The following is a 16,206-nucleotide window of genomic DNA, read 5'->3' as shown; positions in this document are numbered from 1 at the left end:
CAAGACTGGTCCGGGGGTACACTATTTTTTCTGTTGCCTGGTGGGGGTGTTCGCAGGTGCTCGAGCGTCTTAGTCGAGCTGACCGCGGATTTCCTCACAGAGGTTGCCTACCTCGTCCCAATCGTCGTCTTCGAAGCGCTCGGTGATCGCGTGTTCTTCGGGCATCAGGGCGAAATACTTCAACGCGGTTGTGATTTGCGTGTTGTGTTTGGGCTGGGAGTCAATCCTCATGAAGCGATCGTCTGCTCCTCCCACCCGGGCGAGATTAAACCTGCGTGTGGACTTAGACTCCAGCAAAAGCACCGAAAGATCCATGATGACCTGGAAGGCATGGTCGAAGTGGTAGTGCTTCTCGCCCGCCGGGGTCGCGACATCGGCGTCGAGTTGCGCGTCGGTGTAGTTGCCGTGGAGTTCCTCAAGGCCTAGATCCCGGAATATGTCGGCCACGTCGAGGATCTCTTCACCTTTGTCGTCGAGGTAGGCGACCAATACGGCGCTGTCGGGGCTGTCGCCAAAATATCGTCCCCAGTACTTATCAATGATCATGGGTAGCCCCTTTGCTTCGTATGCGTCGCTTCGCATAATAGATGCCGCCCATGAAGGTAGCGGGCATGCTCTTTCGTCAATTTCCGTCGAGAAAGCATACTACCTACCTAGGCGGCATCTTTCGCCCGAAGCGTGTGCGGTTGGCCGTCGACTACCGGCCGCACGCGTCTAAGGGTCTTTTTGGGTTGTAGTAGCGTCATTACGTATAGAACGCACCACCTAGAGCCTCCCCGTTACCCCCCCCCGAAGACGGGGAAGAAGGAGTGCTCACCGTAGTCGGGAGCATCTGTGATGTGATCGAGAGCCAAGACATCTTCGTCGGACAGCGCAAAATCGAGCTCGAGGTTTGTTCGCAATCGTTCGACGCTGGTGATCTTGGGCAAAACAACTAGCCACTTGTCGAGAAGGTAACGCAGCCAGAGCTGTGCCACGCCTACCCCATACGTGGAAGCGATGGACATAAGGCGCGGGTTGCGGAAGTTGGCTCCGTGACCTAGCGGTGAATAAGCCTCGACCACAACACCGTTGCGGTGGCAGTAGTCGATAAGCTCTGTGGGCATATTCGAAATATGGGCCAGGACCTGGTTGACCGAGGGTTGAGTGTGCGCATTCTCGAGGATGTTGGCAAGGTCATCTTCCAAGAAATTCGAGACGCCGATCGCCTTAACTTTGCCTGCCGCTTGAGCATCTTCGAGGGCGCGCCACACCTGAAGGTTTTCTGCGAAGTAGCGCTTGTCGGTCCCGCGGAATTCCACCCATGGATGCGGGCTATGAATAATCATCAAGTCGATATAGTCAAGCCCCAGCTTGTCACGCGATTGGTCAATCGAGGCCAGCGCCGAGTCATAATCCTTGGCCTCGGCCGCGATCTTAGTGGTAATGAAGACGCTGCTACGCCCTATCCCCCATTCTTCTCTTCCGGCGCGCACGCCTTTGCCCACCCCCGACTCTTTGCCGTAAGCCTGCGCGGTGTCAATGTGACGGTAGCCTGCGCGCAGCGCTTCGGCGACGAGGGGGTTTCGGCGTTGGCGGCGTCGATAAGCCAGGTGCCCAAGCCTACGCACGGCATGCGTGCGCCGGTGGAAAGTTCGAATTCTGGGACACTCATTGTCGCGTCTATCTAATAATTGTCGGAGAGTACCAGTGCTTGTCGTTGCCAGCCGTTGCTTGTTGTTGCTTTGGCGTTGCTTGCCGACGTCCATAGGTTGGCCTCCACTGGCCATCATGTGAATGCGCAGGGTGCTACGACGACCGTGCAGAAAGCTAGGCCTTTTCTACTGCAGTCTCAATAGCCGCATATTCCTCATCGGTAACCGGCTCAAGCCACTCATTTGAGGTTTCCGTGCCGTCCACCGCGATGGCTAGGTGGCTAAACCAGCTGTCACTGGCCGCACCGTGCCAGTGCTTGACGTTGGCAGGGATATTAACCACATCACCGGGGGCCAGTGCGCGGGCAGGTTTGCCTTCTTCCTGATACCAGCCGCGCCCGCCGACGCAGATCAGCTGCTGACCGCCGCCGGTTGCGGCGTGGTGGATGTGCCAGTTGTTGCGACACCCCGGCTCGAAAGTGACATTGTGCATGACCACCTGCTCGCTGGAGATCTCAGCCAGGTAGCTTTGGCCAGTAAAGTACTGTGCGTACGCATCGTTCGGCTCTCCGACGGGGAACATGGCCTGCTGCTCGTAGGCTTGCTTGCTTAACGACGCCCCTTCGGTGCCCACCCACACCTCCTTCGAGAGCCGGAAGGCAGCCCAGGCCTTCGGCCAGCCAGCGTAGAAGGCAACGTGGGTGATGAGCTCGGCAATCTCTTGCTTGCTGACCCCATTGTTTCTGGCGCTCATGAGGTGGTAGCGGAAGGATTCGTCGACAAGCCCCTGCGCGAGCAGTGCCGTGACCGTTATTATGCTGCGCTGCTTAAGCGGCAGCTCATCGCGCGACCACACCTGTCCGAATAACACGTCGTCGTTGAGGGCGGCGAAAGTCGGGGCAAATTCCCCGAGTTGGTCGCGTCCTGCGGTTTGCTTGATCTCCATGGGGGTTCTTTCTATGCGTAATGAAGCTTCGCCTATACGACAAGCTCTGCCAGCAAAGCCCGCAGCCGGTGAGAGCCGAGGGGTCTTCTGCTGGTTTTGTTTATGACATTGGTGCCACGCGCTGAGGGGATGTGCGTCCTGGCCCCCGCGATGCGGAGGATCCTAGGTACCCAGTGAGCCTAAGAGCTCATCTAGGCACAAAAGTTGGCGATGACAGGTTCGTGACTGCGCTACCAGCTCAAATCTCCTTTTTGCGAGCAAGACCCTGGTCTCATCGGCATGGCCAGCACGAATGAGCTGATCGATTTGCGTTGCTTGTTGTGGTTCAACACCCGCATCGGCAAGCAAGTCCATGTTCGTTGGATTGGTCTGGTTCATTCCTGACACACTTGTCAGCCTAGGAACCGCTCCCACATATGTAAAATATTAATTTGTCATCGTTAGTATGCGTATTTCGAATGCTTTTTAAGGGTTGCCGGGGAAAAGACAGGGGATACCGATGGAGGTCAAAGCACTTGAAACTTTCCTCACCATCGTGCAAGAGGGAAGCATCTCAGGAGCCGCGGACGAACTCGGGCTTGCCCAGCCCACGGTGTCTCGCCAACTTATCGAGCTCGAAGATCACCTAGGCACGAAGTTGTTGGTTCGATCCCGCACGGGTGTTGCGCTTACGAAGGACGGCATGTTGTTGGCGCGACGGGCGAGCGAAATCATCGACCTCGTCCGCACAACAGAGACCGAGATCTACGCTAGCCGTGGACAAGTAGCAGGTTCAGTACGTATAGGAGCAGCCGAATCACAGGCGTTCGAATATGTTGCCCGCACCATCGCCGGATTACGAAAGCTCTACCCCGAACTCCAATTCCGCATCGTGTCCACCACCGCTGATGACGCAGTCGAAAGGATCGAAAACGGTCACCTAGACTGCGCGCTGATCGTGGGCGATGCGCCGAAAGGCTTCCACCAGATCGATCTCCCCTTCTATGAAACCCCCGGCCTCCTCATGCGCAAGAATCACCCCTTGGCCAAAAAGAAGACTATTGAAATCGACGACCTGTTTACGACCCCCTTGCTACTTTCGCAGCGTTTCGCCGACAATAAGCTCGCGCTCCTGCCCGGAGTCGACCCCGCCAAGCTCGACGTTGTCGCTACCTTCAATCTCAACTACAACGCCAGCATCCTCGTGCGCAGCGGGCTGGGCTGCGCGATCACACTCGACGGGCTCAAGAATGCCCCCGGGCTCATCTTTCGCCCTATCAACGTCGAATCCCACATTCCGGTACGCGTGATCTGGAAAGCGAGCCAAGCCCAATCGCGTGCATGCGAGGCCTTTTTACAGCAACTTCCGCTGGTTGCATTGTCCGCTCGGCCGGGCGTCGGCAAGCAAAACAACCACCGGCGAAAGTTGTAGCCAAAAAGGCTACGACAAGAAGGAACCTTCCGGCCTTGGCGCTTTATGCTCGCATGGCCAAGCGCCTCGTGTGGCACGCTCACTGCTCAACGCAAGCACAGCGGCGAGGAAGCTTCGCACATAGCAATCCGCCTTGGCATTGCTTTCCGACGCCTACGGCCCCCAACTCACCGAGGAAGCGATCTCGCTCAGTGCGGGAGCCGGAAGCCAGCCCACACAAAGGTCCGGGGTGCAAGATTGCTCCTGCACCCCGGACCTTTTGTGAGGATCACTCCCACTCGATGGTTCCTGGCGGCTTCGACGTTACGTCTAGCACGACACGATTGACATCCGGAACCTCGTTGGTGATGCGGGTGGAGATCTTCTCCAACACGTCATAGGGCAGGCGGGTCCAGTCGGCGGTCATGGCATCCTCGGAAGAGACCGGGCGCAGCACGATGGGGTGGCCGTAGGTGCGGCCATCGCCTTGGACGCCGACGCTGCGGACGTCGGCAAGCAGGACCACCGGGCACTGCCAGATCTCGTTGTCGAGGCCGGCGGCGGTCAGCTCGGTGCGCGCGATGAGGTCGGCGGCGCGCAGGGTTTCCAGGCGCTCCTCGGTGACCTCGCCGATGATGCGGATGCCGAGGCCCGGACCAGGGAAGGGCTGGCGGTTGACGATCTCTTCCGGCAGGCCCAGCTCACGGCCCACCGCGCGGACCTCGTCCTTAAACAGCAGGCGCAGCGGTTCGACGAGCTCAAACTCGACATCATCGGGCAGGCCGCCGACGTTGTGGTGGCTCTTAATCGTAGCGGTACCGGTGCCACCACCAGACTCGACCACATCCGGGTACAAGGTGCCCTGGACGAGGAAGTCCACCTGCTCACCCTCGAGCACGCTGGCCACGGAGCGCTCGAAGGAGCGGATGAATTCCGCGCCGATCGCCTTGCGCTTGGCCTCCGGCTCCGTGACTCCTGCGAGCTTGGCCAGGAAGGCCTCGCGCTCGTCGGCAACCACGAGGCGGGCGCCGGTGGAGGCAACGAAGTCCTTTTCGACCTGCTCGCGCTCACCTGCACGCAGCAGGCCGTGGTCAACCAGGATGCAGGTGAGGCGATCACCGATGGCGCGCTGCACGATGGCGCCGGCCACCGCGGAGTCCACACCACCCGACAGGCCGCAGATCGCGCGCCCCTCGGGGCCGATCTGCTCGCGTACGGTCGCAATGAGCTCTTCGGCAATATTGGCCGGGGTCCAGTTCTGCTCCAGGCCTGCGACCTCGGTCAGGAAGCGGGTGAGCACCTCCTGGCCGTGCGGGGAGTGCAGAACCTCGGGGTGGTACTGGACTCCCGCCATCCGCTTGTCTACACACTCGAATGCGGCGACCGGAGCGCCCGCGGAGGTGGCGGTCACCTCAAAGCCCGCCGGTGCCTGGGTCACGGCGTCGCCGTGGCTCATCCACACCTTGTGGGTGGTTTCAAGGCCTTCGTGGAGGACGCCACCGGCAACAGTAAGGTCGGTGCGACCGTACTCGCGTTCTCCAGTGGATGCGACAGTGCCGCCGAGCGCATTTGTCATGTACTGGAATCCGTAGCAGATGCCGAACACCGGCAGACCCAGCTCGAGGACCGCCGGATCGAGCTGCGGTGCGCCGTCCTCGTATACGGAGCTCGGTCCGCCCGAAAGCACGAGTGCTGCGGGGTTTTTCGCCTTAATCTCTTCAACGGTCGCGGTGTGCGGGACAACCTCGGAGTAGATGTTGGCCTCGCGCACGCGCCGCGCAATCAGCTGCGCGTACTGGGCGCCGAAATCGACGACCAGCACCGGATTGTGCTTAGGGGTAGTAGGTTGTGTCACGCTTTGCAAGTCTACCTTGGCACCTGCCCATTCCTGAATCCTCCCCGCCCCAGCTACCCGCTTTTGTCCCGTTGGCGCGGGCTTCTCGCTTTCCGACGTCCCCCGTGCCAGACTCACTCGATCCGTAGTGACGTTGTTGTATCGCTCGCGTCGTTACCACTAGCCAACATGCACATGCGGTCTCGATTGCCAGTCCGGGTAGGCGCGGCGCAGGATCTCGTGGACGACGACCGCGTTTTGCCCCTTACCGATGGTGAGGTAGCGCAGCATGTCGCGTATCGGCGACCCTGGCGACCAAGAGAAATACACATCCACCGGCCCGCGCCGGTAGAGGTCTACCGCTATGGCGGCGATAGCATTGGGTACCGCTGTGGCGGTTGCCCGCAGCACCGAGGCCTCGCCCACGCGGCAGCCGGTGACGTTGACCGGTGAGAAGAAGTCGCTGGCATTGCGCACGCCAACCTCGAGGAAGATGATGGGTCTTTCGACGGGGATGAGGTGACGGCGGCGCACCTCGTATTCCTTGCGCTCATAGTCTTGGATGGCGGTCGCCTCGCAGCTATGCGCCACAATCGTAAGCCCGCCGACCCGAGCCGCGTCGATCAGTTTCAATGCAAGCGGATCGTACTCAATGGCCGGGGCTCGCAGCTCGAAAGCGCGTCTGGTGCGGGAGATCGCCGATATCACTACGATCGCCACGATGAAAAAGCTGGCCACATGGAGGCCTTCCGGGCGTTCGATCATGTTGGCTATGGCGGTATACGCAAAGGCGATACTGACCAGAGCGAAAACGATCGGCAGCAGGTAGGCAGCGAGTTCAATCTTCTCCGGTCCAGCCTCCGCCCCGCGCCGTGCCCGGAGTCGATCGACGGCACTAAATTCCTGCGTATGCACAAGACCATAGGCGTCGGTAAGCAACGGCAACGCGGTACCGTTATCGGAGGCGTCCATCGCTTGCGATAGCAGCGCATTTGCTTTCCGACGGCTACGAAGCGAACGCGTGACAGCCATGGTTGACGCCAACGCCCCGGAAAACAGTAATACCAACACACCTGTGGCATATGCACCTGACTGCGCGTCCACATTTGCCTTGAAGTTAACCGTAACCAGCAACGCGATGCTCAAAACGACGAACACGAGCGGGCGCTGGCGGGCCACCCAAGCAGGTGCCATGCCAAATTTTGGCAAGAACTTAGGGATGAGGTTAAGCAAGCCAGCCATCGCCGAGGCCCCTGCAAACCATAGTATTGCCACGGTTACCCAGTCGTAGGCTCCGCCGACAACGGGGCCTAACTCCTGGTGGGCGAGGTAGGCCAGCGCACGACCGTTAGCACCACCGCCAGGTTCTAGGGCCTGCGCCGGCACCATCGTGGTCACCACCATCGACGAGGCAAGTAGCATCAGGCACATGATCACCCCCGAGACAGAAAGCAGCTTTGTGGCACCGCGCAACTGATCCTCAGTGTCTTTGCCCTCGATGAGCGGGATCACCGATACCCCGGTCTCAAATCCGGACAGACCGAGCGCGATCTTGGGGAACACGAGCGCTGCGATGAGCACCATCCCGACCGGATCGGGATGGGTCAAGCGCACGCTGGCCCACCAGTTGCCCACGAGATCCGGGTTGGCGATGAGGTGAACTACCCCCTCGCCCACCACGGCGAGATTGAGGAAGAGGTAGGTCGCAACCAGAACGAAGGAAATGCCGATCGCTTCGTTAAAACCGCGCAGAAAGATCACGCCCAACGCGATGATCATCAGGCACGTGACCGGCAGATTCCAGGAACCACCCGAGGTATGCAGCAGGTGGGCGGTGGCATCGGCGGCCGACAAGGTGATGGTGATGACGAAGTCGGTGCACACAAAGCCGAGCAGCACCAGGATGAGCAGCTTGCCTTTCCACCCTGTGATCTGGCGGGCGAGAACGGCGATGCTTCCCTGCCCGCCCGGTGCCTGCCGGGCGATGTGGCGGTAAACGGGCACCGCGCCGAAAAGGGTAAGGAGGACAAGGAACACGGTGGCAACCGGTGCTAACGCGCCCGCGGCGAGCACGGCGATGCCAGGCTGGTACCCGAGGGTGGAATAGTAGTCCACCCCTGAGAGGCACATCACCTTCCACCACGGATGGCGAGTAGTTTTCGCAGAGGTATTTTCTGCGGCACCTCGCACCTGATTCGAAGACACAAGGAAGTTCTACGCCCCCTGGCGCAAAAAGGAAATACCGGCAAACTTCGCCTGAATAAACGAAGGTGACATAGTCCACCTTTTGACAAACCAGCACGAAGTGGAGGCACGAAAATGGCAGGCGCCGCCTCCTAGGAGTGTCTGCCGGATAACCACCTTGGCGGCAGTGATAACAAAATCACACACCGGAGTCCCAGCCGCTAGGAGGGCTTGGTACTCCTATACGTAACGACTGTCCTCCCATGCAAATGCCTCGATTTGTGTCTGCTTCGTTACTTCCGCAAGTACCTCGCAGAAGGCTTTGATGCCTGGGTGATGCTCGCGTCCAGAGCGAACCGCGGTAAAGAGAATGCGACCAGGATCGCCGGGCAGGGTCCGGGACAAGGTAGGCACCCTGAAAGCCCAATCAGGGTCGGTCGTCTTTTTCACGATCAGTGAGGGGAGTATGGCGATTGCTTGTCCTTTTCCCACTATTTGCAAAGCCAACATCGGGTCAGGGGACTCGATGAAGACGTTGGGCTCAAAGCCTGCTGCTTGACAGACGCCCCAAGCAAATTGCCCAGCTGCTGATTCGCGGGGGTCTATTACCCACGGTGCCGCGGATAGCTCTTCTAGTCCCGTCGTTACCGATAGAGGCCCCGTAGCCGGCTGAACGAGCAGCAACGGTTCCTTGTAAAAGTCGTGACGGGCAATGCCTTTATCGCCGATCGGCGTGGTCCCGGGGAATTGCTCACCGATACAGACGTCGACCTCATGATTGAGCAACGCCTGCATTCCCTCAAGCACTTCGTGCTGGACGAACTCCACACGCAGCCCGGGATGGCGTTGGGCGAGAAGAGAAATCACCTCAGGGATGAGGGCCACGAGCACCGTTTGAAAGCTGGCTACCCTAATCGTTCCTGACACCGGCGCATGGCGGGCAAGAGAAGACTCGGCCTCTTCGGAAAGTGCCAACAGGCGTTCGGCATAGTCCGCGAGCGTCTTCCCTGCATCGGTGAGTATCACCCCGCGGCCCGCTTTCTCCAGCAGCACGTGCCCCGTCTCCCTCTCCAATTGTGCAAGCTGCTGGCTGACGGAAGAATGCGTAAAGTGCAAGACCTCGGCGACCGCGTTGATGGTGCCGAGCCTGCGCAGCTCACTCAGCATGCGCAGGCGCGAAAGGTTCAGCGGCATGGTGACAGTCCTTTCATCCGGAACGAATCTACCCACCACATATGTTAGAAATTCTAACGATTATCCGAAATAAACAGTTGCTAGACGTAACCGGTATTTTAGGTCACCATTAGTTCCATGAGTTTCACACCGAAGGCGTCGGCAAGCGCAGTGCCGACCACAGGTATTCTCCTCGTGCTCGGCTCGTGCCTGTCCCTGCAATTTGGCGCAGCGCTGGCCACTCAACTATTCCCTCACGCGGGCGCTTCAGGAACCACCTTCTTCCGACTCATCGTCGCGGGACTGATCCTCATCCCCTTCTCTCGCCCCAAGATACGAACCTGGACTGCTGCGCAATGGCGCGCTGTGATCTTCTTCGGGCTCAGCTTCGGTGGCATGAACACCTGTTTCTACCATGCCATTGCACGCATCCCCCTCGGCACGGCTGTCACAATCGAGTTTATCGGCCCGCTGGTGCTCTCGGCACTATTGTCGCGCAATGGGCGGGATTTCATTTGGGTAGGACTCGCCGCCTGCGGGCTTGGTCTCCTGGGATTCGAGTCGTTGACGGGGGAACCGCTTGATCCCATTGGCGTTGCCTTTACTCTTGCGGCGGCGGTCTTCTGGGCACTGTATATCCTGTCGTCGGCACGCGCTGGCGCGCTCGTGCCCGGCACCGGCGGTCTTGCCATGGCAGTACTAATAGGTGCGCTGATCCCGGCGCCCCTCGGTCTCTCCCAGGTGCCGACAGTCTTGGCCGACCCCCACCTGCTCCTGTTGGCCTTCGGAACCGGTCTTTTGGCATCCGTCCTGCCTTACCTTTTCGAGTTCCTCGCGCTGCGGAGAATGCCTTCAAACATCTTCAGCATCATGCTTTCGCTCGAACCCGCCATCGCGGCAACGGCCGGTTGGATCTTGTTATCCCAACCCATCGGCCTGCTCGGCGGCGTCGCGGCCTGCATGGTGATCGCGGCCAGTATCGGCATTACCGTTTCCGCTAATCGACGCGCACGTATCAGTAGCGACCCCACCCAAAGTGCCCACAGTGACGGACGTGATATAAGCGACACTGCCAGCAACCCGGCTGCCACGCCGGTCTAGCCCGCCAGCCCACAACCCCCTGCCGAGCTTCCCACCCCCAATCGCGGTGGCCCGCATACACGCATCCCCGGCCTAAGCTTTCTTGAAAAGGCTCAGGCCGGGGATGCCGCTTTCTTAAGGCCAGCGCTATCTGGCGCTAGTCGGCGGTAGATGCCACGACTTAGTCACGCGATCAACCAAGACAAGGCTTCTTTTCCTAATAACCGATGGCGAGCTCCACCTTCTGGAAGCTCTTCAAATCGGTGTAGCCGCACTTGGCCATGGCACGCTTGAGACCGCCAACAAAATTCTCCTCGCCGAAGACATTGGCGGAAGGCCCGTGCAGGATGACCTCCAAGCTGGAACGCTCCTCGCCGGCCAGTCCCGTGTTACCCACCAGCCCGCGCGGGAAGCGCGGGTGTGCAGCCGATGCCTGCCAGTAGATGCCACCGGCGGCGGCCTCGGTGGCGCGCGCCAGCGGCTCACCCAAGACCACAGCGTCAGCGCCACAGGCGATGGCCTTGACCGCGTCGCCGGAGTTGGCGATGGCTCCGTCGGCGATGACATGCACGTAGCGCCCACCGGTCTCGTCCAGGTAATCGCGACGGGCCGCGGCCACGTCCGCGATCGCGGTGGCCAGCGGGGTCTCGATGCCCAGGGCGATGTCGTTGGTATTGGTTCCGCCGCCGACGATGATGCCGACCGCGCCCGAGCGCATGAGGTGCAAGGCGGTGGTGTAGTTGGTGACGCCACCCGCGATGACCGGGATATCGAGCGAGCCGATGAACTCCTTGAGGTTGAGCGGCTGGCCGCCGGTCTCCACGTGCTCGGCGGAGATGATGGTGCCCTGGATGACGAGGATCTCCACGCCAGCCTTGATCAAGGCCGGGGCGAGTTCCCTCGCATTTTGCGGCGAAACACGGGCTGCGACGGTCGCGCCGGAGGCGCGCACCTGGCCGATGCGCTCGGCCAGCAGCTCCTGATCGATGGGGGCTGCGTGCAGCTCCTGAAGCTTGCGAGTCGCGCGCGAGAACGCCGCCGGATCCAACTCGTCGGTGCCGTAAGCCTCCACCACCGAGGCGATGGCTGCTTCGAGGTCAGCGTGGCGACCCCACAGGCCCTCGGCGTTGATCACGCCCAGCCCGCCCTGCTCGTCCATCTCGATGACAAACTCCGGCGTTGCCAGGGCATCGGTGGGGTGCGACATGAATGGGGTGTCGAAAGTATAGGCGTCGATGTGCCAAGTGGTGTCCACGTCCTTAGAGGAACGGGTGCGGCGAGCCGGCAGCACCGAGATGGCTTCCAAGTCATAGGTGCGGCGCGCTTCACGCCCAATTCCGATTTCTACGTAGTCCCGCATGGAATACTCATTTCCTTCATCGAGGAGGTGGCAAACAACAGCATCCAAGTCTACTCAGCCGCACCCGCTCGGGCATAGTCGCCGTGACTAATTTGTCTATACGTAATGAAGGCGCTTACCGACGTTGCGTGCCGACGCCCGCCGGCTGCGACACCGTAGGCGTCGGAAAGCAATGCAAAAACCCAGGCCCCCAACGAGGGAACCTGGGTGCGCTGCGTCGAGTTTTTAGTGGTAGTTCGGCGCCTTCACGGTCTGCTGGATGTGGTGCGGGTGCGACTCACGCAGGCCAGCGGAGGTGATCTGAACAAAGTGGGCCTTCTGCAGGTCCGGGATGTTTGCGGAACCGGTGTAGCCCATGGCTGCGCGCAGGCCGCCGACGATCTGGTGCAGGATAGAGCCGATCGGTCCGCGGAAGGGGACCTGACCCTCGATGCCTTCCGGCACCAGCTTGTCCTCGCTTTTGACGTCGGCCTGGAAGTAGCGGTCCTTGGAGTAGGACTTGCGCTCGCCCGACAGGCCGCGGCCTTGCATAGCACCCATGGAGCCCATGCCGCGGTAGCGCTTGTACTGCTTGCCGTCGACGACGACGATCTCGCCCGGTGCCTCGGCGGTGCCGGCCAGCATGGAGCCCAGCATGACCGACGACGCACCGGCGGCCAGCGCCTTGGCGATGTCGCCGGAGAACTGCATGCCACCATCGGCGATGATCGGTACGCCCGCAGCGTGGGCGGGCACGGCGGCCTCCATAATGGCGGTGATCTGAGGGGCGCCGACACCGGCGACGACGCGGGTGGTGCAGATCGAACCCGGGCCGATGCCCACCTTGATGGCGTCCGCGCCCGCCTCGATCATGGCCTGGGCTGCGGAGCGGGTGGCTAGGTTGCCGCCGATGACATCAATGCGATCGCCGAAGTCGCGCTTGACGCGCGAGACCATCTCAAGCACGCCGCGCGAGTGCGCGTGCGCCGAGTCGACCACGAGCACGTCTACGCCGGCGTCGACCAAAGCACCTGCACGCTGGTAGGACTCCTCGCCCACGCCGATGCCCGCGCCGACCAGCAGGCGACCCTGCGCATCCTTGGAGGCATTCGGGAACTGCTCGGTCTTGACGAAGTCCTTGACGGTGATCAGGCCGGTGAGCTTGCCCTGGGCGTCAACGATCGGCAGCTTCTCCACCTTATTCGCCGACAGCAGCGACAGCGCCTCCTCCTTGGTGACCCCCTCTTGGGCCACCACCAGCGGCGTAGTGGTCATGATTTCGGAGACCTTGCGGTCGAAGTTCGGCTCGAAGCGCATGTCACGGTTGGTGCAGATGCCCACCAGCTTTCCGTTTTCATCCACCACCGGCAGACCCGAGATGCGGAAACGGGCGCACAAGGCGTCTACCTCGGCGATGGTCATGTCCGGGGATGCGGTGACCGGGTCGGTGACCATGCCGGACTCGGAGCGCTTGACCATCTCCACATGCTGCGCCTGCTCCTCGATGGACAGGTTGCGGTGCAAAATGCCCATGCCGCCCTCGCGGGCCATGGCGATAGCCATGCGGGATTCCGTTACCGTATCCATGGCCGCGGACAACACGGGGACATTCAGGCTGATATTGCGTGTGAGCTGCGTCTTTGTGGTCACCTCCGATGGAATCACATCAGAAGCATCCGGTAGAAGTAGTACGTCATCGAAGGTCAAGCCCACGAGGGCAACCTTGTTCGGATCATCGCCACCAGTAGAAACGCGCTGCTGCGTCACTTTTATCCTCCTAGAAAGGTTCACCCAAAAAGGTGCGGACACCTCGCGACAAGTGGTGCCCGCGCCGATGTTTGATACAAGAGTAGTACGCTTTATGCCCGCCCGTGAATCCGCGACACATAGGTGTGCTTTTCGGGGTTAGATTTCCCCGTTCAACTCGCGTTTTCCCAGCAATCGATCATAGTCCGCGCCACTTTGTGCCCGTTTTCCCGCGCTAGGTCATAAAACCGTCCGTGAAGCTTGGAAACGTTGTTCTTATTGCTTTCCGACGTCCACCGCGGCCGCCGACCCGACCAGCCGTTACTTGCGCGCACCCGCCGTCTGGAAGTGCTGGTGATTGGTGTGTCGTGGCGTGAGTAATGCCCTAGATGCGTCGACAAGCAAGCACCAAGCGAGAAGGAACCGCATGCGTTGGTGGGACCTGCCGACAGGCTGCCTTCAACACAGCTAACTGATTGTCAAGGACATTTGTCAGGGCGGGGACTTTTTCGATATTCGTTTGAAAGTTCCTATCTCGGCACTTTAGAGTAGGTGGCGTGAACTTCGATCCAATGATGCCTCGTGATCCCTTCGCCGATGACCCCAACGATCCGGCGTCCTTTCTCGAAGACGATGACGAGCCGTTGCCGCCGCTGACCGCGGAGGAACGCGCCCAGATTGAGCAAGACCTCGCGCTCACCGCCGAGTTCCGACGTGTCCTGCAACCCCACGGCATCGACGGGGTGTTCTTCTTCTGCGAGGACTGCCAGGAAAACCACTACTACGACTGGGAAATCATGGCCGCCAACATGCGCGCCACCCTCGCGGGCGAACTAGGCCCCGTCCACGAACCCAGCGCCCAGCCACGCCCCGAGGCCTACGTTCCGTGGGACTACTGCTTGGGCTATCTCGACGGACTCAACGCGCCACGCTTCTAGCACGCGGCTTCAACACCAAACCCCGATCACCTGCCACGCAATGTGATCGGGGTTTTCTTCGCCCACACCCGACCCGACACCTCGCCGCAGGCGTTGTGAGCACCTTCCAGCCCGCGTGGTTGCGCGCGGAATCGGCCGGAAAAGACAGGTGCCGAGACCACTGAGTGAGTCTCGGCACTTCTCGTAACACGCAATGCACTGGCCTGCGAAGAATTTTTGCTATCGGTAGTGACGCTACCGCTCCCCTTAGTTGAAGACCACCGGAGGTTCCAACGGCACAGCTGGGGCAGTGGCGTCCGGATCCTGATTCGGCTGCGAAACGCTCGGGGCAGGGCTTGCCTGAGCCGAGCTGGTGGGCTGTTGGACGGGTGCCACGGGAGCGACCGGCGCGGCGGCCGTAGTCGTCGGCTCAGCCACAGGGGTCGGCGTGGTGCCCGGGCTTTGGACTACCGTCACCGTCGTCGGCTCAGCCGGGGCGGTCTCGGTGACCGTGACGGTCTCTGTGGTCTTGACCAAGCTGGCCTCCACCCGATCCACCTGGGTTTGCGCTGGGGGACGATCCTTGGGCTTCATGCCATCGACAATCGCTCGGGCTTGCTCGAGGGCTTGACGAGCCCCCTCGGCATCGCCGGCATTACTGAGGTTATCGACTTGTTCCAGCGCGGAGGCCAGTTCGACGACAGCAGTTTCGGACGTGCCCCCAAAAAGGCGCTGGTTGAGCCCATACAACGGGGAATCCACACCCGCGCCGGCCACCATCGATCCACCGCCAGCGATGACCAAAGTCGCTGCCGCTGCCCCTACGAGGCCGGAGACGAAATTGCTGCGGAAGCCACGTTTTCCTCCGGATTGCGCCGAAAGACGCTTGCCTCGACCGCGAAGCGGAACCACATTGGCGGGGAACTGATCGGTCGCCGGATGGGAATCGGCCGGCGCGCCGTCGGCAAGCGGTTCCGGCGCATCCGCAGACACATCCTCTAAGCCCAACATCGCCAAAGTAGGCGGGGCGGGCATGTCCCGATCCAACTCGCCCTTGAAATCGAGAAAGAGATCAGCCAACGGATCAGTACCACGAAGGGACTGATCCCCAGCTGCAAGGGAGTTAACAAACGCCTCGTCCGCGTTCACGGGCGCAATAAGCTCCGTGACCGGGAACTGCTCGGAGTCTTTGTCTCCGAAACGACGATTCGTCATGGTTAGCTGGTCTCCTGCTCTAATTCCTTGCGCAATGTGGCAAGGGCTCGGTGCTGCGCCACCCTGACGGCACCGGGGGTACTTCCTACGATCTGTGCGGTTTCCTCCGCACTCAGCCCCACGAAAACCCTCAGGATAAGGATTTCGCGAGACTTCTCACTGAGTAAATCGAGCAGCTGCCGAACTTTGTTACTACTATCGCTGAGCAGGGCATATTCCTCGGGTGATTGACGATCAATCTCCACATCAGGAACATCATCGGTGGGGTTGGAAAGATCCCTGGCAAAGCTTCGATGGGCATCGGCAACCTTATTGGAGGCGATTCCATAGACAAACGCCATAAACGGGCGCCCTTGATCCACAAACTTGCCGATGCTTGTCGCCACCGCCAAGCAAATCTCCTGGGCCACGTCTTCTGCCGTGGGATGCTTGCCACCGGAAATGCGCGCGCGTGCGTACCGCAGCACCAGAGGATAGACAATGTCGATGACGAAGCGCAGGGCACGCTGGTCACCGGCAGCAGCCAGCGGAACAAGCTCCGCTAACTCTTGCTCACGATCACTCACGACAGCCCAAACCTCCAGTGCACCCTTGATGGCGCACAATCACTTGTTCTCCTTGCCGGGACACCGAAACCGATGCCCCCACACGCGCATACCCCAAACAATATACCTGTAACTATCCCGAAAACCGCAGCGTTGGCGTGCGCAAACTCTCACATCCCTTGCTTTTGAAGGATTGCAATCAC

14 protein-coding genes are annotated in these 16,206 nt (G+C 60.6%); 3 read left to right on the top strand and 11 right to left on the bottom strand.

Translation table 11 applies throughout. The annotated features are described in order from the left end of the window. Positions 1–69: 69 nt before the first annotated feature. The 4 genes from PAB09_RS02745 to PAB09_RS02730 all read right to left on the bottom strand — a co-directional run bounded on the left by PAB09_RS02745 (position 70) and on the right by PAB09_RS02730 (position 2,958). Entirely contained in the window at positions 70–546 is a 477-nt protein-coding gene (locus tag PAB09_RS02745) for an imm68 putative immunity domain-containing protein (protein ID WP_271034558.1), read from the bottom strand. Positions 547–779: 233 nt separating this feature from the next. Beyond that, positions 780–1,610 carry an aldo/keto reductase family protein gene (locus PAB09_RS02740; RefSeq protein WP_333780178.1) on the bottom strand — a complete coding sequence of 277 codons (831 nt, stop codon included), beginning with the start codon at positions 1,608–1,610 and terminating at the stop codon, positions 780–782. Between the two features lie 199 nt (positions 1,611–1,809). Beyond that, positions 1,810–2,580, bottom strand: a complete 771-nt coding sequence (locus PAB09_RS02735; RefSeq protein WP_271034557.1) for a carboxymuconolactone decarboxylase family protein — start codon at positions 2,578–2,580, stop codon at positions 1,810–1,812. 162 nt (positions 2,581–2,742) lie between these two features. Continuing rightward, on the bottom strand, positions 2,743–2,958 hold the full coding sequence (locus PAB09_RS02730; RefSeq protein WP_271034556.1) for a hypothetical protein: 216 nt from the start codon (positions 2,956–2,958) through the stop codon (positions 2,743–2,745). A gap of 121 nt (positions 2,959–3,079) precedes the next feature. On the opposite strand from PAB09_RS02730, the gene PAB09_RS02725 reads away from it, so the two are divergent. Beyond that, positions 3,080–3,991, top strand: coding sequence for a LysR family transcriptional regulator (locus PAB09_RS02725; RefSeq protein ID WP_271034555.1), 912 nt, complete (start codon positions 3,080–3,082; stop codon positions 3,989–3,991). 268 nt (positions 3,992–4,259) lie between these two features. Here the strand turns inward: PAB09_RS02725 and guaA are convergent, their stop codons facing one another. The 3 genes from guaA to PAB09_RS02710 form a co-directional block, all read right to left on the bottom strand. Next, positions 4,260–5,825 carry a glutamine-hydrolyzing GMP synthase gene (guaA, locus tag PAB09_RS02720; protein WP_271034554.1) on the bottom strand — a complete coding sequence of 522 codons (1,566 nt, stop codon included), beginning with the start codon at positions 5,823–5,825 and terminating at the stop codon, positions 4,260–4,262. A 159-nt stretch (positions 5,826–5,984) separates the two neighbouring features. Continuing rightward, positions 5,985–7,934 carry an amino acid transporter gene (locus PAB09_RS02715; protein ID WP_271035246.1) on the bottom strand — a complete coding sequence of 650 codons (1,950 nt, stop codon included), beginning with the start codon at positions 7,932–7,934 and terminating at the stop codon, positions 5,985–5,987. Positions 7,935–8,228: 294 nt separating this feature from the next. Beyond that, the gene (locus PAB09_RS02710) at positions 8,229–9,182 is read right to left on the bottom strand and encodes a LysR family transcriptional regulator (RefSeq protein WP_271034553.1); all 954 of its coding nucleotides are present in this window, start codon (positions 9,180–9,182) and stop codon (positions 8,229–8,231) included. A gap of 117 nt (positions 9,183–9,299) precedes the next feature. Between PAB09_RS02710 and PAB09_RS02705 the strand changes: the two genes are divergently transcribed. Then, positions 9,300–10,262 carry an EamA family transporter gene (locus tag PAB09_RS02705; RefSeq protein WP_271034552.1) on the top strand — a complete coding sequence of 321 codons (963 nt, stop codon included), beginning with the start codon at positions 9,300–9,302 and terminating at the stop codon, positions 10,260–10,262. Positions 10,263–10,458: 196 nt separating this feature from the next. Here the strand turns inward: PAB09_RS02705 and PAB09_RS02700 are convergent, their stop codons facing one another. Together PAB09_RS02700 and guaB are read right to left on the bottom strand one after the other, a co-directional pair. Continuing rightward, the gene (locus PAB09_RS02700; protein ID WP_271034551.1) at positions 10,459–11,601 is read right to left on the bottom strand and encodes a GuaB3 family IMP dehydrogenase-related protein; all 1,143 of its coding nucleotides are present in this window, start codon (positions 11,599–11,601) and stop codon (positions 10,459–10,461) included. A 225-nt stretch (positions 11,602–11,826) separates the two neighbouring features. Beyond that, complete coding sequence (gene guaB, locus PAB09_RS02695; RefSeq protein WP_271034550.1) at positions 11,827–13,347, bottom strand: IMP dehydrogenase; 1,521 nt, start codon at positions 13,345–13,347, stop codon at positions 11,827–11,829. Positions 13,348–13,883: 536 nt separating this feature from the next. Here guaB and PAB09_RS02690 point away from each other — a divergent pair. Further along, positions 13,884–14,264 (top strand): DUF5319 domain-containing protein, encoded by a 381-nt coding sequence (locus PAB09_RS02690; protein ID WP_271034549.1) that lies wholly within the window; start codon positions 13,884–13,886, stop codon positions 14,262–14,264. 246 nt (positions 14,265–14,510) lie between these two features. On the opposite strand, the gene PAB09_RS02685 is transcribed toward PAB09_RS02690, so the two are convergent. Continuing rightward, complete coding sequence (locus tag PAB09_RS02685) at positions 14,511–15,458, bottom strand: hypothetical protein (protein WP_271034548.1); 948 nt, start codon at positions 15,456–15,458, stop codon at positions 14,511–14,513. Positions 15,459–15,460: 2 nt separating this feature from the next. After that, on the bottom strand, positions 15,461–16,024 hold the full coding sequence (locus PAB09_RS02680; protein ID WP_271034547.1) for a sigma-70 family RNA polymerase sigma factor: 564 nt from the start codon (positions 16,022–16,024) through the stop codon (positions 15,461–15,463). Between the last annotated feature and the right edge of the window lie 182 nt (positions 16,025–16,206).

It is taken from the genome of Corynebacterium sp. SCR221107, assembly GCF_027886475.1.
Classification (GTDB): domain Bacteria; phylum Actinomycetota; class Actinomycetes; order Mycobacteriales; family Mycobacteriaceae; genus Corynebacterium.
Note: the sequence above shows the minus strand (reverse complement) of the source record. Positions and strands in the feature narration are given on the sequence as shown.